The following is a 22,270-nucleotide window of genomic DNA, read 5'->3' as shown; positions in this document are numbered from 1 at the left end:
ATTGATCGACCTTAACGGACAACGCCGAATCATCACTGCCGTCGCCGCCACATTGATGGTCGGCGCAGGGGGCGCTGTGTATTGGGCGTTTGCCGATTTGGACCAGGTAGCCAGTGCGGATCAAAGTAAAAAGTCGACCGGCATCGCCACGGCGCCGATCGATGTTGAAAGTGCGAACATCGAAACAACCGACGTCGCGATGCGATCACTTCGCGGCCCTTTGTATGACCCACCCGCACCACCGACGCGTCCGGCCGTAACGCCACCACCGCCGCCACCGCGAACGGTGAAGCCAGCCGCAGCACCGCCGTTGGCGTTGACATTGGTCGGCACGATCATTGATTCCCAAGGTCGGGTGGCGATTTTCTCAGATGCCTCGGGAAAGTTCGACATCAAGAGCGCCGGCGACACGCTGGAACTCACACCCGATGGAGTCACGATCGAAACGATCGAATCGGACGCCGTGACGTTGAACTTTCAGGGTCGCCAGACCACCGTCCGCCTTGTTCGCGAAGCCACCCAAGGGCCATCCGGCACCCCCAACGCCCGCGGCAGCCAGCGGAGGCGTAACCAGTGAACCAACCGACGATTGTCATCATCGAACGACCTCAGGATTGGCGCGTCATGTACGACGACCACCGCCAAGCATTCGAACTGAGCCGCCCGGCCGAATTGGCAGAAGCCGTAGCCGCTTGGATCGAAGCGTCGGGGTACAAGAAATCGTCGTGCGTGATCGCGCCTCGATCGACGTCGTGTTTCTTTGCCAAGCTGACCCTGGATTCCGACGCGGACGTTCGCGACCGCAGCGCCATGGCGTTTGAATTGGAGGATCACCTTCCCGTCGACGCCGAATCATTTGTTGCCGACTATGTGGTGACCGATTCCGAGTCCGCTTCGCATAAAACCGTATCGGCGATTGCGATCGAACATCTGCGATTTATCGACATCGCCGAAGCTTTCGAAGCCGTCGGCATTCCTGTACGCTCCATCGTTCCGACCGCAGTTTTGGCTGCCCGTTCGATCGCCCATCGTCATCCGGCGTCCGTTGACGCTCGAATCTGGTTGGCCGATGCGACTCACTTCGATTCGATCGGTTTTTCCGACGGTCGGATTGCAGCATGGAAACATCTGCCGCTGGACTCCGACGCGATCCTACAACACATCGCGCTGGACATTGGGTCGGATCAAAAAACCTACATCATCAGCGACAACATTGACACGCTCGAGATGCTGAAGTCCGCCTCGCTGGGATCCGAGTCGATGGGCGAATCGTTGTCGGATCATATTCAGTTCGGCGCCGCGGCATATCTAGCCGACCAATCCGGCCCCTGGTTTGATCTGCGACGCGATCGCTTGGCGCCAACGGATCGGCTGAGAGCCTTGCGGACTCAATTGCGTTTTTTGGCCATTGCCGCTTCGCTGTTCTGCATTGCCGTCGCCGCGGGTGGTTGGTACCGCAAATCGCGAATCGAAGCCGAGGTCGCATCGGTGCTGAATCGTCAACAGGACGTGTTCAAAGCGGGCTTCCCAGGCACGAAGCCGCCCGCCGCGATCGTCCGCCGCGTCCGTAGCGAACACGCCAAAGTCATAGGTTCGCGAGGCACACCCGCCGTCAACGTTCCGACGCCCGCGGCAAGGGTGCTTCGACTGGTGCTGGCTTCGTTGCCCACAGAAACACGCTTCCGAATCGAAGGAATCTCGATCAACGATGGATCGGTTCGTTTGGATCTGCAAGTCCGCAGCCCCGTCGACGCGGGCAAGATTGCTTCGTCATTGTCGGTCGCCGGATTCAATGTCAACCCGCCCGTCACGAACCAGAAAGATACTCAGACTTTCACGTCGACGATCGAGGCTCAGTGGAAGGGCAGGCCATCCGTCGACGATCAGAACGTTGACGATCAGAAAGAGGGGCCGTCATGACAAACCCCTTTCACGATGAAAGTGCGCGACGTCGATGGTTGTTCGGTATCGTCGTCGGCATTCTTGGGATTTACTCGATGCTGGCCGTCCTGGACGCAGGTGCGGCTGGGGATCGACTTCGCGGTGCCCAAGCCGATCTGGATGAGATGACCACCAAGATCGCCCAGATCGATCGCTTGAAGGACGCGCCGCGCGTCGCAGCGCTAAGCCTAGAATCGCCATCGGAAATCACCAACCGAATTTCGGACGCCCGCGAGGCGGCGGGGCTTCCCCAATCGAGTTTGATGCGCGAACAACCCACCGATCCCCAACGGATCGGTCGCAGCGATTTCGAACTGCGCGTGACGACGATCCAACTGGCTCCCTCGACCTTGCCGCAAATTTTGAAGTTCTGTGAAGCACTGCGAGACGAGCAAACCGGCACGCTGGTTCGTGATCTGAGGCTATCGCTACCACAAAATTCGGCAAGCAGGGGCAACCAGGAGGTCTGGGAGGCCGAGATGGCCTTGACCCAGATGATCTTTTCCCCGAAAGCTAACTGACGGGATATCACGTTTTGTCCCAATCCCACAACTCATTTCGCGACTTCACGGATGAAGCGGCTTTCGCGAGGATGGCTCTGCGACGTTGGTGCTGGTGTCTTGATCACCTGTACGATGGTCGGCTGCGCGTCGTGGAAGAACGGAAACGAAACCATCATCCAAGTCCAGTCGGCCCAAAATCCCGTTCGAGCTCGTAAGCAGACCGCCGCGGGAGTGAAGGCGCTCGGTCACGACAATATCGACGAAGCCGCTGAAAAATTCATGTCGGCCATCCAAGCCGATGAAACCTACGGTCCCGCCCACAACAATTTGGGCCTGCTGCATTTCGAGCAGGGCAATCTGTACCAGGCCGTGTTGGCCTTCGAACAGGCGATGGAGTTCATGCCGAATGATCCGATCGTCTACTACAACTTGGCACTGACGCTGGAATCGGCCGGCAAGGTTTCCGAAGCATTGGACCTGTACGTGCAAGCGGTCCAGATGGCGCCGGCGAACCCGGTCTTCTTAGGCAATCTGGTTCGATTGAGAATTCGGTTGGGCGAATCGGGCTTCGATTTGAACGAACAACTCAAAGATTTGGTGTTGATCGAAACACGGCCAGAGTGGCGACGCTGGGCCGATCGTCAACTCGGACTGTTTTTTAATGACACACTCGACCGTGGTCCCGAGACACCCGACTTCGACGGCGGCAAAGATGACGAATCGGACGAAGCGATTGAGTTTCGCATCGAAGATCGCATCATCGACCTAACACCCAAGTCGCGGCCCGAAGTTTCGATACCAACGGACGAACCAAATTTTCGCGAACGGTCGGCGCCGCGAGTCCCATCGAAACGAATCCCAGCGACACAAACGCTGCTGCCACCGTCGAACGAAATACCGCCGCCACCGCCCGAGCCGATCCCGTCGATTTCGATTCCCGACCCGGCATCGTTCGACATGATCCCGCCCAGCATCGAAGCGATGCCATCGCCCCGATTCGAATAGGCAGTTGCCCAAGCCGCTTCGTCGTCCATCCGTGTCAATCCGCGTCACGCTGGAACAGGACAGCGATGTCAGTAACGAATCGCGGCAGCTTCTGTGATGTCGGATCGTTCGCACCGACGACCACTCGGGTGACCGTCTGTTCGCCCGTCTTCGTATCGATCACCACGGTCCGATAGGTTCCCTTCGGCAGCGACACTGTGACCGAAGCATCCTCGATCGGTTGCGTGAACGCATCGGGCGATTGGTCCTTCATGCGCCCCGGCAACTCGACGTGCACATAGACCAAGAATTGATTCGCCGTATCACCGATGGCTGACGCGACCAAGTCGTGCGACGCCGTCGCAAAACGCTTGGGCAGCGGGCGCAGTTGCGGGATCGGCAAACCGTCGAAAACCTGCTTGAGGACGCTTAACTGTTGCCGAAGCGTTTTGCTGCCGCCACCGGGCGACGTGTATCCCGATTGCGTGCCGCGCGGATGATCAACGCTGAACGAATAGTCCAGGTTGTTGTACGTCGCTCCGCCGGCGACCAAAAAGTCCCACGCCTCGGTTCGATACAGGAAGTCTGCGTTGCCTCGAAATCCGGTTTCGTTCTCGCCGATCACACCATGCACGTCCGCGTTCTCGGCAACGACGATGGGTGGATGGCAGTAGTGAAAGTTGAAGATAGAAACAGCCGGATGAGGCATTTCGACCTTCTTTGATTTGTTGGCCACGTTGACCGAAATCAGATGCGAAACACCGATCGCCTTCTGCTTCGCGACGACGGCATCGATGATCGCGTTCTGCCAAGCTTCAGTGACGCCACCGAAGTACGGTTCATTGCAAATTTCGATGTAAACATTGTCGAACGATGCGACAGACTCCGTCAACTTCTCCGCCAATCGTTTCTGGACGGCAAGCAGGTCGTCGTGGTCGGTCGTGAAGACTTGCTGTGAACCGACGTCACCCACCGCATTGACGTTGTTCCGAACGTTCATCGGATTGACGTCCCAAATGTCTGGCTTGTACATCGGGCTGAACAGACACAGTTCGACGACGATGTCGCGCTTCGAAGCCGCGTTAAGAATCTTATTCAGTCGTGCAAAGTAGGCATCGTCCCACTTCGTCAAATCAAAGATCGGCGCCCCATCGCGATGCGTCGCATCGGTCCGCTGCCACGGGCTGATAAAATCGCGGTCGGCGGGCGCGAGTGTGTTTTTGGTGATTCCGAATGAACCGGGAACTTCACGGTACGCCCCCGCAAAAATCCGCGTGTGATTCAACCCATCCGATGCCAGTTCGTCAAAGTACGCGTCAACGTCGAACGCGGCATTGCAAAGCAGGCCATAGTGTTCGCCCGACGTGACCAGCACCGTCGGCTTGTCTCGAAACAAAAAGTATCGAGCGTTCTTCGGATGTAACGACAACGGTTCGGCAAAAGCCGAATGACAGACCGCAAAACAAGTGCAGATCAACGCGGCATGAAACCAAATTGACGATCGCTGATGATCCATAGCGGAATCCCGATAGGTGGAACGAGTCGGCCGAGTCTAAGCCCTCTCCACACCAGCTTAATGGAACGGCATCACTTTGTTCTTCGTACGAAGTCGAAAGTGCCGTCGTGCCATTGAATTCGGGAAGTGATCCGACTCTTTGAAGTGAACAAGGCAGCCCATCATCACGAGGTCGTCCCGCGGCCGAATCGGATCCGCGTCGTCCTTTCCATCGATATCCATGTTTGTCTGGGAACCCTCTAGGGCTGCCATGCTCGCTTCGTAGGCTTTGATTGCGTCTTTATCGATGCCGTCGGCAACCGTTCGATTCGTAGGCTTGCCGCAACCGGCCATTGCACCTGCGATACAGACACAAAAGATGGCTACTTGGGTCAGACTCGTCATCGCTAAGGTCTCATAAAAAGAGAGTAGTACCCCTTTTGCTTACGGTTGCGCCCGACACGAATAAGAACGATCTACGCCACAGAGGCAACGAATTGAGCCGGCGCCGCTATCAACGCTTTTCCGTCATCCATGCAAGACTTCCGCTTTGCCAGATTCGTTGCGAAACGAGCCGCGAAGGTCAACGAGAAATCACTCGCAGGCGATGATTTCCACCGGTTCATTGACCAGATATTTCTTCGCCGCCGCGGAAACTTGTTCGACCGAAACGCCGCGTAGCCGATCCAGTTGGGTATCGAGGCTGTGATACTTTCCCGTTGTCAACCAACGACTACCCAAACCGAACAATCGGTTCCCCGGCCGCTCGCTCTGCATGATCAAGGCGGCCACGGCCTTGTTGATCGTTTGGTCGAGCTCCGATTGCTCCGCGCCATCATCGACGACACGTTGGATCACACCATCAAACAGCCCTCGATTGGAATCCAAGTCACCAGGATCGCATGACAAATAGGTGAACCAGGCGCCGTTGTCGAGAAACTCTTGTGACCAAACCGTGGCGACTTCCGCGCGGCCCGTATCGATCAATTCCCAAAACAAACGACTGCCGCCTTCGTCACCGATGATCGATGCCAACAACCGCGTCGCGTAGCGATCTTCGTCCGTGATGCTGGGGCCCGCCGAGATGCGAATCAAGTAAGCCTGGTGTGCATCGGCAATCGAAAGACGTCGTTCCAGTTCGATACCTTCGGGTACCGTACCGGTGTCATCTGCCGCCGGTTGCGATGGCAACGGACGGCTCGACCACTCGGACGTCGCCTTGGTGACTTGATCGACCAATCCGTCGAAGTCCACATTTCCGGTTGCCGCCAACACGATATTCTCGGGTCGATACCGTCGATTGAAATAGTCTCGCATCGCGCCGGCCGAAACGGCGCGAATCGATTCGGCCGTTCCCAACACGCGGCGGCCTAGACCGCGTGGCCCGAAGTAGACTTCCATGGCTCGCTCGAACGCGCCGAACGGTGGCTGGTCTTCGTACTTGGCGATCTCTTCCAAGATGACTTGCCGCTCTGTGTTGAAATCGTCTTCGGCAAGCGACGGGCTCATCATGTCGGTCAACAAGTCGACCAAGCGGTCCTGGAACTTGGGCAACACCGTCGCATAGTAGACCGTTTGTTCTTCACTGGTATACGCGTTGCTGTTTCCGCCCAATTCGTCGAGTTCGCGATTGACGTCGGTCGCGCTGCGACGGGCGGTCCCCTTGAACATCATGTGTTCAAGAAAATGACTCAAACCGGATTCGAAATCGACTTCATCCCGGGCGCCCGCTCGGACAAAATAACCAAGTGCGGCAGAGTACCCACGCGGGTCGGTTTCCGCGATGATTCGCAAACCGTTGGGCAAAGTAGCTTGTTTGAATTCAGGCATGTTGGTCGAAAGCTGCGGGCAACCGTTGATGGACCCGCGATGCCGCTCGCGGGCTTGGAACCGGCAAAGCCAGTTGGGAAAACTTGAATGCTCGCGAGCGGCATCGCGAGTGCACAAGACGCTTACGCGACCTTTAGCGGATCCGGACCCAGCGTGACGATTCGATAGCCGCGTGGCGGATGATCGGACCAATACTTGCGAACGTCTTCCAGCGTCAACGACGCGATCTCGGACTCGATCTCTTCCATCGTCATCACGCGTTCGATCTGGTACCAATCCGACGCCAGCGATGCGGCTCGCGATGCACTCGATTCCTGCTCCATGATCAAGCCGCTCTCGATTCGCACCTTCCATCGATCCAGTTCGCCGACATCCAAGTCGTCGATCATGTGTTCGATTTCTCGTACCGTCACATCCAATGTTTCCTGTGCCCGCTCGGGTGTCGTTCCGGCATATCCGAACACGCCGCCACAATGCTTCAGCGAATGGCAACTCGCCGACACCGTGTAACAAAGCCCACGTTTCTCGCGGACGCGGTCAAACAATCGACTGCTCATTCCATCGCTAAGGATGCCGATCCCCGCTCGCATTTTGAAGTAGTCCTCGTGACCGTAGGGGATGCAAGGGAACGAGAATCCGATGTGCGTTTGACTCGACGGCGACGTGATGTGTTCATAGGTCGCCTTGCCGGTGGGTGCGGGAAGCGGCGACACCGAACCCGATTTCCAGTCACCAAAATTCGCCTTCGCCCACTCGACCACATCCACCACGTCGACGTTCCCCGCCACGGCCAAGATCGCGCCGCCGGCGTGATAGTGCTCGGTGTAATATTCGCGAACGTGATCTTGAGTGATGGATTCCAACCCTTCGACGGTTCCATGAATCGATCGCCCCAACAGGTCACCATAGTGAACCTCGCGCAACCGTCGCATCACGCGATGCGTCGGTTCGTCTTCCATCGCGCGAAGTTCTTGAATCGACATCATCCGCGCATCGTCCAATTGGTCAGCGGGCAAGTGAGGTCGGCGAACAATGTCGGCGTACAATTCGAGCGCCGGTTCCAACGAATCGGCGGGCATCGCACACGTGAAGGACGACATGGCCGTCGATACGCCCGAATTGCGATCGATGCCAAGGTTATCTTGAATCGCAACCAGATCGCGACTGCTTTGCGAGCCGGCGCCGCGCTGAACGATCTCGCAAACCAACCCGCTCAATCCGCCGCGATCGACGGGCTCAGCCTGGATACCGCCTCGCAATGACAACGAGAACGCTGCCGTTCGCTGCCAAGGCATGGGCTGAACCAGCACGGTCATGCCGTTGGGAAAAGTCTCGTGATGAATCGGCATGGTTTCGGGAAGCGTGTTCAGTGAATTTTCCTTTTCAACGGTGTACTAAATGGCTATGCAAAAGTCGTTCAACGTTCGCCACGGTTGTTTTCGTTAAAAACCGTGCCCCGCGCCTATCCGCTGATCGGACAGGTCTCTTTTGGAACGACTTCAAACCAGCGAACCGAGCGATACCACTTCGACCGTTTTGACGCGTCCGATCAAAGTGTGGCTGCTGGCGTCATCGATTTGGATGGACATGAATTGTCCGGCTTGGCGACGGTTGCCGTCGAACACGACGATCCGGTCACAATGTGTGCGTCCGATCATTTGAGTGATATTCGAACCATCATCACTCTTCGCCGCCTTCTTGCTGGGCCCTTCGACCAAAACTTCCACCGTTGACCCGATTAGTTTCAAGTTGTCTTCCTTGGCCACTTCGTCCTGAACGGCCAACAAGTCGTTGTTGCGACGTGCCTTTACATCGCGAGGCACGTCGTCGACCAACCGCTCGGCCGCTTTGGTACCCGGACGGACGCTGTACTGGAAGATGAAACTGTTTTTGAAACGGCAACGTTTGATCAACTCGATCGATTTTTGAAAGTCGTCCTCGGTTTCGCCACAGAACCCGACGATGAAGTCGCTGCTGATTGCGGCTTCGGGCAAAATGCGTTCGATCCGTTCCATCATCGCCATGTAGTCGGCGATCGTGTAGCCACGCTTCATCCGCTTGAGCACTTCGTCGCTGCCGCTTTGTGCTGGCACGTGCAAGTAGGGCGAGACCTTTGGCAAGTCATGAATCGTTTGCAACAGACGCTCGGTCATGTCCTTGGGATAGTTCGTCACGAACTTGATTCGTTCGATGCCGTCGATGTCGTGCAGACGTTCCAATAGCGAAGCCATATCGGTGACGTTGCCGTCGTCGTGCTTGAATCGATAACTATTGACGGTCTGGCCCAGCAGCGTGATCTCGCGTGCCCCTTGTTCGGCCAGTACCTTCGCTTCGGCATAGACCTGCTCCGGTGCACGGCCTTGTTCGGGGCCGCGTGTGTTGGGAACGACACAGTACGTACAAAACTTGTCGCAACCGATTTGGATACGCAGATACGCTTGGAAAGGCGTCGGTCGCATCGTCGGATCGCGCAGCGGATCAAACGTCTCGTGACTGCGCGCGATCTCCAATTGCGAACCGGCCTTGCGGTCGAGCGAGACGGCCATCTGGCGACCTTCGCCGCCGCGAACTTTGTCCAACAGCGTTGGGATCGTGTGAAGCTGGCCGGGTCCGACGACCAAGTCGACATACGGGGCCCGTTTGAAAACGAGTTCTTGATCCTTTTGGGCCATGCATCCCATGACGCCAATCACCTTGGACGGATCTCGCTCTTTGGCTTGGCGAATGATCCCCAGGGCGCTGTACGTTTTCTCTTCGGCCTGCTCGCGGATGCTGCAAGTGTTGTAAAGGACGCAATCGGCGTCATCGGCGGAATCGACGACGGTGTAACCGTGACGTTTCAGGTCGGCGATCACCATCTCGCTGTCCAAAACATTCATTTGGCAGCCGACAGTCTTGATGTAGACGCGGTTTGACATCAGTGAATTATCTTCCGAGGCAATGGGCTTTGATCGGGATCTCAATCAGATTTGGAATCGTCCGATTCTTGCGTCGGAGGCGCCGACGCTTCTTGCGTTCGCTCAACAAAATCCTTCAGCGTCTCCGTCAAACGACTTCGACGTCGATTGAGGGTGCCAAGCAAAACCAGGCCGGCCATCACCGACACGACCAACCACAGGGCGGTCTCAGGGGAAATCAGCGTTTCGACAATGTCGGCAAACATTGCGTCAAGATACCCGCCCGCGAAAAACTAGGCCAGGACTTGTCACGACAAAGCCCCCCAGTTGCAATCAATCACTCGTCTTCGTCGTCGATCAATTGGGGCAACGCGGGGTCCTCGGGAGCCCGTTTGCGCAGTTTTCGCTGCAAACTGCGGCGGTGGATCCCCAGTCGACGAGCAGCTTCGCTGATGTTGCCGCCACAATCCGACAAAACCCGATGGATATGCTCCCATTCGTTGCGAGCCAGCGACGGCGCGGGAAAGGCCAAAGCCCCCTCGGGGACGGACGGATCGTCGCCACGGACAAAGGCCCCAAGAATATCGTCGGCATCCGCTGGTTTGCTTAGAAAATTGACCGCACCGGCGCGGACGGCGTCAATCGATGCCGGAATACTGCCGAATCCCGACAAGATGATCACTCGCGTCCCGGGCTTCATCTGCAGCAGTTTTCGTAGCAGTTCCAAGCCGCTCTTGCCTGGCATCCGCAGATCCAGCACCGCCAAATCGGTTGGCCGATTGCGGAACACTTCGACAGCCTCGTCAAAGTTGCCGGCCGTTTCGACACGAAACCCCCGCTGTTGCATCGCCATCGACAAGCGTTCGCGAAGTACGAATGTGTCATCGACCAACAAGATGCTCTCAGCCCCCACCGTCGCCGTGTCATAAACGGTGGCGTTTTCGGTGGCCGGATCAATCATGTCAAAATCCTTTGAGGGAAAAACGGAAGGACGGGGCGAAGGGCTATCGTACTTCATTTACCCGCCCCGACGACATTCAAACCGATCGATTTTATCGCGTGTTAACAACTTCATCGCCGATCGGCAGATCATAGTTGCCCAGCGATTGGAACTCGCGGCGGGGGTTATCCAGCGGGATCGTGACAACCGCTTCGGTGCCGGCACCCGGGCCGGACCGAAATCGAAGATCGCCGCCGAGCTGGGAAATGACGTTGCGAGTCAGAAACAATCCCAAGCCGATCCCCCGACCCGGTTCTTTGGTCGTGAAGAAAGGATCCGACGCCCGATCGAGTACCTCGGGCGTCATGCCATGGCCCGTATCGATCACTGACAATTGAAGCTGATCGCCGATCAAACGGGGCTCCAGCCGGACTCGCCCCGCGTCGCCGCTGGCGTCCAACCCGTTGTGAATCAAATTGCGAACCGCTTGGGCAACGGCCTCTTGCGGCACCCAAAGCGGCGTGCCTTCAACCGCGTCGGTTCCGTCAAGCACATCGACACGGTGAGGGTCGCGGATGCCGTCCAACACCGTGTCGATCAAATCGCCGACCGTCGTGTGATCCCAATTCGGCGTCGTTGAATCACCAGCGGCGGACCGCATGCGCTGCAAAATTTGCCGACACATTTCCAACTGGCCATCGATCAGTCGCAAGTCGGTATCGACCGTCTCGGGTTTCTCGCATCCCTCGAGGTGCCGTGACAGCTCTCGCACGATCACGTCGATCGTCGAAAGCGGTGTCGCCAGTTCGTGCGCCGCCCCGGCCGCCAACGTCGTCAGACTCTCCAACCGGTGACTGGCTGCTTGATCGGCTTGGGCGCGAAGCAATTGACGTTCGCGTTCTTTCAACTGTCCCGCCGTGCGAGTCACGAAATAAGTCACCACCGTCGCGCACGTTGAGAATGCAAACATCAATCCGAGCGAATTCAGACTCAGGGCATTGGAGGTGGCGCTTCCGAATCCGTCGATCGGCCGCGACAGGAACAACAAGAACGTGTAACCCGCGATTGCCGTCGCCGCCATACTCCAAGCCGCTCGCGGCCGAATCATCACGCCGCCGACCGCTAAGTTGACAAAGTAAAAAAAGCTGAACGGGTTGCCGGCACCACCGCTCAAGTAAAGCATCGCCGTCAACGTGACCAGATCCAACAACATCAACGTCAAAGCGACGCCGTGCCGTAACCCCGATTCGTGATCGGCATAGGGAATAGGGGATAGGCCGTTGGGCGAAAATTTCTCACCATGGTCATGGTGGATCAACCACCACGCGTACATCGCATTGGTGACCGCCGTCAAACCGACCAGCGCGATCAGCCACGTGAACGGCAAAGCGATGCTGGTCAACAACTGTGTTGCCAAGATCGTCGCCAATTGACCGGCGACCGCGAACGACCGTAGGTGCAACAACCATTTCGACGACCCCAATGGCGCCGGCGCGATCAACGGTATCGAAAGTGTGTCACGCGACGATCGCATCATGGTTCATGGATTGAGTATCGCGCCAACCCTAATTCAGTTCGCGCCGCGTCAGTTCGTCTCGCAATCTTGCCGCCAACTCGTATTGCTCGCCCGCGACGGCTTCTTCTAGTTTTTCGTTCAACGTCTTGCCGACTTCGTATTCCGTCCTCAGCGATTCACGCAGATCGATCAACCGGACCACCAATTCATCGTTGTCGAAATGCTCTTCGGCCTCGTGTTTGATGAAGAAGCTTCGCATCGTTTCCAGCCCGCGGTTGATCGCTTGCACGGCTTCTTCGGCGGTATCATCTTCCAATTCACCCAACGCGGCCGCCTGAGTGCGATGGAACAACACGAACGGTCGATACTGTTCGTGCGTTTGCGACCACTCTTCGTCGGGACTCATCTGGCCGCTGATGTCCATCAAACGCAGCGTGTGATCCGCATCCATCACCGCTCGTGAATAATATTCCAGCCGCAGCCAACAAATGCGGCGATGATAGAACTGCATGAATTCGCGATCGACGTCATTGCATTCGTCTTCGTTCAGGACGTATCCGGGTTCGTCCAATTGCTTTTGCAGCAACCATTCCAGCATCGTTTGATGGGCATGCACCAATTCGCCATCAGGACGGCCGGTCGTTTCCAACTGCAACACCCCCATGTCGACTCGCATTTGAATCAAATCGCGGCTGTCTTTACCTTTGACCATCCGCACATTCAATGTGGCGGGGTCAAATTTCCAGTTCGACAGCATGTCGTCGAGGTGTTGTTTACGCTTCATCAATCCGTGTCACGGGGAGAAAACCTTCGGGACGATTGGGACGTTCAGCCGTGTGTCTGGTCCCTGGCCCAAGTATACCAGCGAAGGGTCCCGCGTGAAGGAACGGCAAAAGAGACGGTTCAGCTATCGCCACCCCAAGACCCGCCGCGGCCTTGCTTTTTCTGCGACTGACGCGTTTTCTGGTCCATCCGCCGCCGCTGGCTTGCCCGTGACGGACGCGTCGCCTTACGAGGTGTCGGCGCATCCTGGCATTCGAGCAACAAATCAACCAACTTTTGCCGCGAGTCGGCCAGATTGCGAACTTGGTCGCGATACTTGTCGCTGTGAAGCACCAAGTAGCCCTCGCGGTTGATCCGGTTGGATTGGCGAGCAACGAAACGTCGCCGCCACGCCGGGTCCAGTGACTCGCATTGGGCCGGTGACCAATGCAGAGTGACCTTTGAATTCACCTTGTTCACATTTTGACCACCCGGACCGCTGCTGCGCGCGGTGGTGATGCCGATCTCCTTTTCCGGTATCGACAAACGATGGTTCACGTACAGATCGGCCATGGATGTGGTCTAATTTCGAGTGGGTCACGGTTTCGTTTCTGGCGCTGCATCGCGAATCCCAGCGTTGCCTAGCGAAATAAGTTCAATCCGCAGATGCAAACACTTTACCGTATTCTTCTGTCATTCGGACTCTCTGCCGGCGGGGCGATGTGCGCCCATTCGCAAGACGAGTGGCCGCGATTCTTGGGATCGAAGTACGACAGCACCGCCGCCGCACCGATGGAACGGATCGAATCCATCGACTGGGCCAAACCGCCGATCTACCAATGGTCTGCGAAAGTCGGGCCCGGGTACGGGTTAGGATCCGTCGCCGGTGGACGCTACTATCATTTCGATGCCACCGACGACAGCGAAAATGAACGCCTGACCGCGAGGGACGTGGAAAACGGCAACACGATCTGGTCGGTGACGTCACCGATGACCTATCGAGACATGTTTGGCTATGAAGAAGGTTCGCGCAGCACGCCCACCATCCACGGCGAAAGTATATTTACCTTCGGCGTCGATGGACGATTGTCTTGCCGCGATATCGGCGACGGCAAACTCGTCTGGTCGGTGGACACTGGTGAAAAGTACGGTGTCATCCAAAACTTCTTCGGCGTCGGCTCCTCACCACTGATCGTCGACGACATGGTCATCGTGATGGTCGGCGGAAGCCCCGTCGCCGATCAAAACATTGCGCCGATGCAGTTGAACCGTGTCTCGCCCAACGGATCCGCCATCGTGGCATTCGACCAGTCCGACGGCAGCGAGCGATGGCGGACCGGCGAGGACTTGGCAAGCTACAGCAGTCCTCGCACCGTTACGATTGGCGACAAGCCATTCGTCATCGCGTTTGCCCGCGGCGGTTTGATGATGATCGATCCCGCCGATGGAACCGTGCATTGGCGATTCGACCATCGCGCCGACATGCTCGAAAGCGTCAACGCGATGATGCCGGTGGTCGATGGGGATGAAGTCTTCATCAGCGAATGTTACCAAGTGGGCAGCGCGCTGCTGAAAATAAACGCGGACTCATTTGAACCGGTCTGGATCGACCCTCCCGGCGACCGTCGGCGCCAAGCGATGCGATCCCACTGGGCCACGCCCATCTTGGCCGATGGTTTTCTGTACGGATGCAGTGGTCGAAATTCGCCGGACAGCGATCTCCGGTGCATCGACTGGAAAACCGGCGGTGTCCAATGGAGCGACCCTCGACGCATCCGGTCCTCGATCACCCGCGTCGGTGATCACTTGATCGTATTGGAGGAACGCGGCCGAATCGAAATTCTGCGAATCAATCCGGACAAGCTCGACATCGTTGCGACCTGGGATTTAACACAGCCCGATGGCGACCGACCGGCGCTGACCTTCCCGTGCTGGGCCGCCCCCATTGTGGTCGGCGATCGGGTCATCGTTCGCGGCGACGAGAATGTGGTCTGCCTGACGTTTCCCACGTCGCAAACTGCTGCGTCGCGATAGCCCGACGTTGACCTTGCTGGGGCCACTAGCCGGCTCGGTAAAATTCACCGTCGAACGCCAAACGAGGGCCTTCGGCGTCCATCCCGGTGCAGAATCGACTGGTCGGGATTAAGATACGAGCGAACTCAAACGATAACCCGGAAGCCAAACGTGCACGAATCTGCCACCCACGCGCCTGCGAAAGACCCATCCGAGCATGCGTTCTTTGCCGACCCTAACGAACCACGCAACGACGCCGTCGACCTGAAGGCGATCGAGTCGGCTGTACGCGTCATTCTGGGTGCCGTCGGGGAAGACCCCGACCGAGAAGGCCTGCTGGAAACCCCCGCTCGCGTGGCCCGCATGTACGCCGAAATGTTTGCCGGACTGAAAAGCGATCCCGGCCGCCACTTGGCAAAAGTCTTCACCGAAGACTACGACGAAATCGTGCTGGTCCGTGACATCAGCTTCTGTAGCATGTGCGAACACCACCTGCTGCCATTCACCGGCAAGGCGCACATCGCCTACCTGCCCAGCGGCAAAGTCGTCGGACTCAGCAAACTGGCCCGCGTCGTCGAAGAAGTCGCTCGTCGCCCGCAAGTGCAGGAACGGCTGACGCAAACGGTCGCCGACCTGATCGAAGATCGGCTTTCGGCACGCGGAGTTGCCGTCGTCGTCGAATCGACGCACAGCTGTATGACGATGCGGGGTGTACGCAAGCCGGGCAGCCTATGTCTGACCAGCGCGATGCGCGGCGCCTTCCGCGACGACCCCAAATCGCGAGCCGAAGTGCTCGGACTGATCAACCGCGAAAGCTGATCCAGATTCGAGTCGGCGCAACCGCGACAGCCCCCACCAGCCGATTTCGCGATTCTCGCGTATAATGGACCGATTATCTGCTGGAACGGCTTGATGGAACCCGCTTTCAAAGCGGTCAAAACAATCGCATGGACATTGATCGGCAACGCATCCAAGACGACCTTCGCGGCATTGTCGGCGGAGATGTGTTCTGCGATCGGCTGATGACCCAGCTTTATGCGTCCGACGCCAGCATCTATCAGGTCGAACCGCTCGGTGTCGTCCGCCCTCGGACCGTCGCCGACGTCATGGCGACGGCCCAGTATGCAGCCGAGCACGAGATTTCGCTGCACCCGCGCGGTACCGGCAGCGGTGTGGCCGGCGAGTCGCTGGGCAACGGATTGATCATTGACTTCACCCGCTACATGCGCCGGATCACGATCTCGCCCGATGGGTCGCGAGTCGTTGTGCAAAGCGGCGCGATCCTTGCCGAAGTCAACCGAGCCTTGCGAGATCATCAACGCTGGTTCGGACCCGACCCCGTCACGCGATCGGTCACGACGATGGGCAGCGTGCTGGCCACGAATGCCTCGGGCAGCCACTACATGCGCAGCGGTTCGGCCCGCGACACCATCGAATCGATGCGCGTCGTTACCGTCGACGGCGAACTGCTAGACCTTTCGGTTCATCATCCCAACGATCCTGGAACACCCGGCCGATTGGCACGCGGCATCGCCGAGATTCAAAGCCAGTTCCAGCCGCTGCTCGACGCGACCACGACTGCGCCGAAATCACGCGGCGGGTACCGCCTCGACGACGTCGTCGATGCAAGCGGGGCAGTGAACTTGGCGAAGTTCATGGTCGGTACGCAGGGCACGCTCGGAATCCTGATCGACGCAACCGTTCGCACCGAACCGATCGCGACCCATCGTGGTGTTGTGCTGTGTTTCTACCATCGCCTAGACATCGCCGCGCGTGGCGCCGTCGCGGCGCTCAAGCACGGCTTGGTCGCTTGCGACTTGATGGATCGACGACTACTTCAGATCGCTCGCGACACGGACCCTCGGTTCGCCGAACTGCTGCCTCGCGAAGCCGAAGCCATGGTGCTGGTCGAAATCCAAAGTGAATCGCTCGAAGACCTGCACGACCGATTGGCTGCCATTCGCGAATCGATGTCGACCGGACACGACGCGTCGTTTGCCAGTCTGGATACCGTCAAACAGAGCGAACGGGATCTGTATTGGCAGTTATCGCGCCGCGTGATTCCGCGACTGTACCGATTCAAAGGCACCGAGTCGCCCGTGCCGTTCATCGAAGACGTTGCCGTACCGAGCCAGCGATTGCCGGCGGTGTTGACCGCCATCCAAGACACGCTCAAACGCAACCAAGCCACCGGGACACTGTTCGCGCACGTCGGACACGGCCAATTGCACTTGCGACCGTTTTTGGATCTCCGACAACAAGCCGATCACAAGCGATTGCACACGATTTCGAAACAGATCGCCGAAGTCGTTTGGGAACATGGCGGCCAAGTCAGTGTCGAACACGCGGCCGGACTGAGTCGTTCGTATCTATTGCCTGCTCAATTCGGTGACCTCTGGCAAGCGATGGGACAAGTCAAACGACTGTTCGATCCGCAGCATCGACTCAATCCCGGAAAACTGTTCGGTGCTGTGCTGCAAAAACCGAACGAGAACCTGCGTCCGACCGCGCAAACGATCGACATCTCGTCGGACAATCGCATCATCGTTGAAGCGGACCAACCATCGGCGATCGCGGCCGCCGAGCAAGCCGGTCGGTCGGTACCACAACTGCAAGTGCTTCAACAATGGCCAGCCGCCCGCATGATCACGACGGTGGCACAAAGCTGTAACGGCTGTGCCCGCTGTCGCACGACATCACCCGGCGAACGACAATGCCCGGTCTTTCGCGCCACTCCCCGCGAAGAAGCGTCCCCTCGCGCGAAAGCCAACTTATTGCGAGGCGTTTTGAGTGGCCAACTGAGCGTCGATGACTTGACCGGCGAACGGGCCAAGGAAATCACCGACCTTTGCTTCAACTGTCACCAATGTCGATTGGAATGCCCGGCGTCGGTTGATATCCCCAAAATTGTCGGCGAGTTGAAATCACAGTACGTCGCCACCAACGGTTTGCCGGTGTCGGATCTGTTGATGGGACGCATCGATTTGGTTGCCGCATTTGCATCGCGAGCACCGTGGCTATCGAACCAATTGATCCGCGGAAAGTTCACGCGCTGGATCGCCGAAAAATTGTTCGGACTGTCCGCGGCACGGGAACTGCCGCCGTTCGTTCGTGAAACTTTTTTGCGACACGCCCATCGCCGACGCTGGACACGACCGCTGCCTCAGGGCGGTTTGAAAGTTCTGTATTTCGTCGACCAGTTTGCAAACTTCCACGACCCGGATATCGGCCGCGCGCTGGGCGAAGTGCTGCAACAAAACAGCATCGGCATCTACGTCCCGCTCGCTCAATCCGGATCCGGCATGGCAAGGATCACGGCCGGCGACCTGAAGGGCGCCCGCAAGATCGCCCGTCACAATGTTCGATTGTTGGCCGACGCCGTCCGCAGCGGATACACCGTCATCGCCACCGAACCGGCGGCCGTCCTTTGCTTGAAACACGAGTATCCCAATCTGCTCGATGACGAGGACGCACACTTGGTTGCCGAACACTCGCACGAAGCCTGTGCCTATCTGTGGAACCTGCACCAAGGCGGCCGGCTGTCGACCGAATTCCAGAACATCGACGCCCACATCGCGTATCACCAACCGTGCCACCTCCGCGTCCTCGACCCCCATCAAGTCGGTCCGAAGCTGTTGGAACTGATCCCGGGCATGGAAATCGAACGCATCGAAGCCGGCTGTACGGGCATGGCCGGCACGTGGGGATTGCAACGCAAAAACTATCGCAACAGCCTGCGGATCGGATGGCCGCTGATCTCAGCGATGCGATCCGCGAAAGTATCGATGGCGACGACCGAATGCAGCGCCTGCCGAATGCAAATCGAACACGGCAGCGGACGCAGCACCATCCATCCGCTCAAGCTGCTCGCCTATGCGTATGGCCGCATGCCAAAAATTGAAAAAGAGCTTCAAGAAATATGATCAAGATCCAAGTCCAAATGTTCGCCGGCGCTAAACAACTGGCCGGGCGCGACACCGTCGAAGTCGAAGTCCGATCACCGATCCAAGCACGAGCCATATTCGACGCATTACAAGTCGCCGCACCGGAGCTAACGCCGTTGATTCCTTCGTGCCGGCTGGCCGTCGACAACCGCTACGTCATCGATCAATCCATCATCGACGAAGACTCGACGATCGCGTTGATTCCGCCCGTCAGCGGCGGCTGAGCCCAATCATGTCCGCCAATCCCACCGTCCACATCGATATCGTCGACGCCCCCATCGACCTGAACGCGCTGACCGAAAAAGTCAGCGACCCCGATGTCGGTGCGCATGGTTGGTTTGTCGGTGTCACCCGCCGAACGACCGACGACCGAATCACCGAAACGCTTGACTACGAAGCCCATCGACCAATGGCGATCGAGCAACTGGGTCAAATCGCCCGTCAAGCGATCGATACTTACTCGCTCGCCCACGTCGTCATCGTTCACCGAATCGGGCGAGTCCCTGTCGGCGAAGCCAGCATCGTGGTCGGCTGCAGCAGCGCCCATCGCGTCGACACCTTCGCGGCACTGCCTTGGATGATGGACGCGATCAAACGCGACGTTCCGATTTGGAAACGCGAAACCTACACCGACGGTCAACAAGAGTGGGTTCACCCCGATTCGGACAGCACGCCGAATGAGTGACCGAAAACGAATCTATCTGGATCACGCCGCGACGTCGTGGCCAAAGGCCGATGAAGTCCTTGCGGCGATGGACGACTTCGCAAGAACTTGTGGCGCTGCGGCCGGACGAGGTGCGTACCAATCTGCCATCGACGCCGGCTCGGTCGTCGCCCAAACGCGACGCCTGATCGCCAAGATCATCGGCGCCGAATCGGACGACTGCGTTTCGTTTCACGGCAGCGGTACCGCCGCACTCAACGCCGCCATTCACGGCATCCTTCGATCCGGCGATCACGTCGTCACCACCGCCGCCGAACACAACTCCGTCCTGCGACCGCTTTACGATTGGCAATCGCGAGGACAAATCACGATCACCGTCGTTCCCACCGATCGCGGCGGGCAAGTCGACACACAAAGAGTCCTCGACGAAGTCACCGATCAAACGCGTTTGGTCGCCGTGACGTCGGCCAGCAACGTGACCGGCGCCGTCCAACCGATCCGCGAAATCGGACAATCGATCGCCGATCATCCCGCCCGATTCTTGTGCGATGCGGCACAGACGTTCGGCACGCTTCCGATCGATGTCGCCGATGCTCACATCGACCTGTTGGCCGCGCCAGGACACAAGTCCTCCGGCGGTCCCCTCGGCACCGCGTTCTTGTATGCATCCAAACGGGTGCATGGCGAGTTGCGTGCGACGATCCAAGGCGGCACCGGCAGCCATAGCGAATCGCTGAACATGCCGACCACGATGCCCGACATGATGGAAGCCGGCAATCTGAACGTGCCGGCCATCGCCGGTTGGCTGGCGGCGTTGACCCCATTGTCCCCCGCCGAACTCGATCGCCGCGCCACGCGGGCGACCGAAATTGCAAGGCGATTGCACGATCACTTGCGTTCGGTTCCATCGGTCACCCTTCACGCGTCGGAAGCACGACTGCCGATTGCCAGCATCACTTCCACCGCCTACGCGGTTTCGGATTTGGCAGCCATCCTGGATTCTGAATTCGGCATCGAAACACGATCAGGCCTCCACTGCGCCGCACTGATCCACGACTGCATCGAAAGCGGTCCGGCAGGTACACTCCGGTTCAGCGGCTCGCCCTTCACGTCCGACGACGAAATCGAAACCGTCGCCCAGTCGCTCGAACATATCTTTCGCGATCTTTGATTCTGACGATGAACAAAAAGAACAAACGCCACGCCAAATCGAAAACCGTCCAAGCACCGTGGTACGAAGACGGCCTCCGGTTTGAATGCACCCAGTGTGGCGCCTGCTGTAGCGGTGACCCCGGATACGTCTGGGTAGCCGACAAAGAAATCGCCGCGATGGCCGAAGAGATGGAAATGTCGGTCGAGACATTTTCGCACCGCTTCGTTCGCCAAGTCGGCGCCCAACAGAGTCTTGTCGAGTACCCCGACGGCGACTGCATCCTGCTGGATCCCGACACGCGAAAATGTTCGGTCTACGCCTCGCGTCCGACCCAATGCCGAACATGGCCGTTTTGGGACTCAAACCTCAACAAGCCAAGGGACTGGAAAGAAACGTGCGAGGTTTGTCCCGGCGCCGGCCAAGGGAAACTGTATTCCCTCGAGAAAATCGAAGTGCAACGCAAGAAGAAGTCCGTGTAGCGACCCGCTCACCGCAATCTTCATGGACTTTGTTTGTACGGCCCGCGATGAACCTCGACAGAATATTGCCGACACATTCGGTCGGCAAAGGACTATGATGACGTTCCCTGTTTGCCTTTTCGCCCCCGTGACATTTTTCGAGACATTTTCGCCATGAAATCGCCCGCCATGTGCTTCGCCGCCTCGCTGACCATCGTTGGCTTGGCATTCACCGCATTGGGTTCGTCGAGTGTCGCGGACGAACCGAAGGTCGTGTTTTCCGAAGACTTCGAAAGCGGCCTCGATCGATGGCAGTTTCTGGATCCGAAGACCTGGCGGATGACCGATCACGACGGCAATCATGGAATCGAAATCACGGCCCGCGAAAGTGAGTACAAGCCGCCCGTCCGCAGCCCGGGCCACGTCGCGCTGGTCAAGGATCTCCAAGTCGGAACATGCGACATCACTTTCCGGGTTCGCAGCACCAAAGACACTGGCAATCACCGCGACTGTTGCGTGTTTTTCGGTTACCAAGACGACCAGCACTTCTATTACGTCCACGTGGGCGCGAAGCCGGACCCTCACAGCGGGCAAATCATGATCGTGAAGGAGGCCCCCCGTCTGGCGCTAACTAACAACGAGAAATTGGTTCCCTGGGACGACGACTGGCACACCGTCCGGGTCACAAGGAACATCGAAAACGGAGAAATCAAGCTATTCTTCGACGACATGAGCAAGCCACACATGGAAGTGACCGATACGACCTTCGGAGCCGGGCGTATCGGGATCGGATCATTCGACGACCTCAACGAGTTTGACGACATCGTGATCACGACGCCCTGAGTTCCCCTTGCGACCAACGCCAACCTTCATTAAATTCCCACGCTCGGGAACCAACCCAAGCTCCCAATCCCCTGTAGCTCAGTCGGTAGAGCAGGTGACTGTTAATCACCCTGTCGCAGGTTCGAGTCCTGCCGGGGGAGCTTTTCTGGACAGTAGCGAAATGCTGCTGCCCACCAGTTAACGCCAAAGGCCGATGCACTCGCATCGGCCTTTTTGCGTTTGATCCCGTGTTTTACGGCGTTCCCGCTCGCGACTTGGTTTTTCGCCTGCGTCTTGGACGGTTCGGGCACCGTACCAAACCATTCTTTTCCCGCCGTCTAGCCCCGC

21 protein-coding genes, 1 tRNA gene and 1 pseudogene are annotated in these 22,270 nt (G+C 58.0%); 13 read left to right on the top strand and 10 right to left on the bottom strand.

What is annotated here, in order from left to right; translation table 11 throughout:
- Position 1 precedes the first annotated feature (1 nt).
- Genes Poly51_RS05760 through Poly51_RS05745 form a run of 4 tightly spaced genes read left to right on the top strand, consistent with a single transcriptional unit; the run spans position 2 to position 3,449 of the window.
- Positions 2-577 carry a hypothetical protein gene (locus Poly51_RS05760; protein ID WP_146455318.1) on the top strand — a complete coding sequence of 192 codons (576 nt, stop codon included), beginning with the start codon at positions 2-4 and terminating at the stop codon, positions 575-577.
- Entirely contained in the window at positions 574-1,920 is a 1,347-nt protein-coding gene (locus Poly51_RS05755) for a hypothetical protein (RefSeq protein WP_146455316.1), read from the top strand. The genes Poly51_RS05760 and Poly51_RS05755 overlap by 4 nt, the downstream gene beginning before the upstream one ends.
- On the top strand, positions 1,917-2,462 hold the full coding sequence (locus Poly51_RS05750; protein ID WP_146455314.1) for a hypothetical protein: 546 nt from the start codon (positions 1,917-1,919) through the stop codon (positions 2,460-2,462). Before Poly51_RS05755 ends, Poly51_RS05750 begins: the two co-directional genes overlap by 4 nt.
- Positions 2,463-2,513: 51 nt before the next feature.
- Positions 2,514-3,449, top strand: a complete 936-nt coding sequence (locus Poly51_RS05745) for a tetratricopeptide repeat protein (RefSeq protein ID WP_146455312.1) — start codon at positions 2,514-2,516, stop codon at positions 3,447-3,449.
- A 34-nt stretch (positions 3,450-3,483) separates the two neighbouring features.
- Here the strand turns inward: Poly51_RS05745 and Poly51_RS05740 are convergent, their stop codons facing one another.
- The 10 genes and pseudogenes from Poly51_RS05740 to arfB form a co-directional block, all read right to left on the bottom strand.
- On the bottom strand, positions 3,484-4,857 hold the full coding sequence (locus tag Poly51_RS05740) for a cellulase family glycosylhydrolase (protein WP_186775366.1): 1,374 nt from the start codon (positions 4,855-4,857) through the stop codon (positions 3,484-3,486).
- Positions 4,858-5,001: 144 nt separating this feature from the next.
- Positions 5,002-5,328, bottom strand: a complete 327-nt coding sequence (locus Poly51_RS05735) for a hypothetical protein (RefSeq protein ID WP_146455308.1) — start codon at positions 5,326-5,328, stop codon at positions 5,002-5,004.
- Positions 5,329-5,517: 189 nt separating this feature from the next.
- Positions 5,518-6,753: a M16 family metallopeptidase gene (locus tag Poly51_RS05730; RefSeq protein WP_146455306.1), complete on the bottom strand. Its 1,236-nt coding sequence runs from the start codon at positions 6,751-6,753 to the stop codon at positions 5,518-5,520.
- Between the two features lie 122 nt (positions 6,754-6,875).
- Entirely contained in the window at positions 6,876-8,102 is a 1,227-nt protein-coding gene (locus tag Poly51_RS05725; protein ID WP_146455304.1) for a M16 family metallopeptidase, read from the bottom strand.
- Positions 8,103-8,252: 150 nt separating this feature from the next.
- Positions 8,253-9,671 carry a tRNA (N6-isopentenyl adenosine(37)-C2)-methylthiotransferase MiaB gene (gene miaB, locus Poly51_RS05720; RefSeq protein ID WP_146455302.1) on the bottom strand — a complete coding sequence of 473 codons (1,419 nt, stop codon included), beginning with the start codon at positions 9,669-9,671 and terminating at the stop codon, positions 8,253-8,255.
- Between the two features lie 41 nt (positions 9,672-9,712).
- A complete protein-coding gene (locus Poly51_RS05715; protein ID WP_146455300.1) occupies positions 9,713-9,916 on the bottom strand; it encodes a hypothetical protein in 204 nt (67 codons plus the stop codon).
- A gap of 71 nt (positions 9,917-9,987) precedes the next feature.
- Positions 9,988-10,611: a response regulator transcription factor gene (locus Poly51_RS05710; RefSeq protein WP_146455298.1), complete on the bottom strand. Its 624-nt coding sequence runs from the start codon at positions 10,609-10,611 to the stop codon at positions 9,988-9,990.
- Positions 10,612-10,702: 91 nt separating this feature from the next.
- The gene (locus Poly51_RS05705; protein WP_146457148.1) at positions 10,703-12,097 is read right to left on the bottom strand and encodes a sensor histidine kinase; all 1,395 of its coding nucleotides are present in this window, start codon (positions 12,095-12,097) and stop codon (positions 10,703-10,705) included.
- Positions 12,098-12,155: 58 nt separating this feature from the next.
- Positions 12,156-12,890, bottom strand: a complete 735-nt coding sequence (locus Poly51_RS05700) for a UvrB/UvrC motif-containing protein (protein ID WP_146455296.1) — start codon at positions 12,888-12,890, stop codon at positions 12,156-12,158.
- A gap of 119 nt (positions 12,891-13,009) precedes the next feature.
- Positions 13,010-13,393: pseudogene (gene arfB, locus Poly51_RS05695) on the bottom strand (alternative ribosome rescue aminoacyl-tRNA hydrolase ArfB); the annotation flags it as partial.
- A gap of 141 nt (positions 13,394-13,534) precedes the next feature.
- On the opposite strand from arfB, the gene Poly51_RS05690 reads away from it, so the two are divergent.
- The 9 genes from Poly51_RS05690 (at position 13,535) to Poly51_RS05650 (ending at position 22,083) form a co-directional block, all read left to right on the top strand.
- Positions 13,535-14,902 (top strand): PQQ-binding-like beta-propeller repeat protein, encoded by a 1,368-nt coding sequence (locus Poly51_RS05690; protein ID WP_146455291.1) that lies wholly within the window; start codon positions 13,535-13,537, stop codon positions 14,900-14,902.
- A 150-nt stretch (positions 14,903-15,052) separates the two neighbouring features.
- Positions 15,053-15,700: a GTP cyclohydrolase I FolE gene (gene folE / locus Poly51_RS05685; RefSeq protein WP_146455289.1), complete on the top strand. Its 648-nt coding sequence runs from the start codon at positions 15,053-15,055 to the stop codon at positions 15,698-15,700.
- Positions 15,701-15,828: 128 nt separating this feature from the next.
- Positions 15,829-18,804 (top strand): FAD-binding oxidoreductase, encoded by a 2,976-nt coding sequence (locus Poly51_RS05680; protein WP_146455287.1) that lies wholly within the window; start codon positions 15,829-15,831, stop codon positions 18,802-18,804.
- On the top strand, positions 18,801-19,049 hold the full coding sequence (locus tag Poly51_RS05675; RefSeq protein WP_146455285.1) for a MoaD/ThiS family protein: 249 nt from the start codon (positions 18,801-18,803) through the stop codon (positions 19,047-19,049). The genes Poly51_RS05680 and Poly51_RS05675 overlap by 4 nt, the downstream gene beginning before the upstream one ends.
- An 8-nt stretch (positions 19,050-19,057) precedes the next feature.
- A complete protein-coding gene (locus Poly51_RS05670; protein WP_146455283.1) occupies positions 19,058-19,510 on the top strand; it encodes a molybdenum cofactor biosynthesis protein MoaE in 453 nt (150 codons plus the stop codon).
- Positions 19,503-20,660: an aminotransferase class V-fold PLP-dependent enzyme gene (locus tag Poly51_RS05665; RefSeq protein ID WP_146455281.1), complete on the top strand. Its 1,158-nt coding sequence runs from the start codon at positions 19,503-19,505 to the stop codon at positions 20,658-20,660. Before Poly51_RS05670 ends, Poly51_RS05665 begins: the two co-directional genes overlap by 8 nt.
- An 8-nt stretch (positions 20,661-20,668) precedes the next feature.
- Entirely contained in the window at positions 20,669-21,121 is a 453-nt protein-coding gene (locus Poly51_RS05660; protein WP_146455279.1) for a YkgJ family cysteine cluster protein, read from the top strand.
- Positions 21,122-21,274: 153 nt separating this feature from the next.
- Positions 21,275-21,943 carry a hypothetical protein gene (locus Poly51_RS05655; protein WP_246114291.1) on the top strand — a complete coding sequence of 223 codons (669 nt, stop codon included), beginning with the start codon at positions 21,275-21,277 and terminating at the stop codon, positions 21,941-21,943.
- Between the two features lie 67 nt (positions 21,944-22,010).
- Positions 22,011-22,083: transfer RNA gene (locus Poly51_RS05650), tRNA-Asn, on the top strand.
- Positions 22,084-22,270: the final 187 nt, after the last annotated feature.

This window comes from Rubripirellula tenax (genome assembly GCF_007860125.1).
Taxonomy (GTDB): domain Bacteria; phylum Planctomycetota; class Planctomycetia; order Pirellulales; family Pirellulaceae; genus Rubripirellula; species Rubripirellula tenax.
Note: the sequence above shows the minus strand (reverse complement) of the source record. Positions and strands in the feature narration are given on the sequence as shown.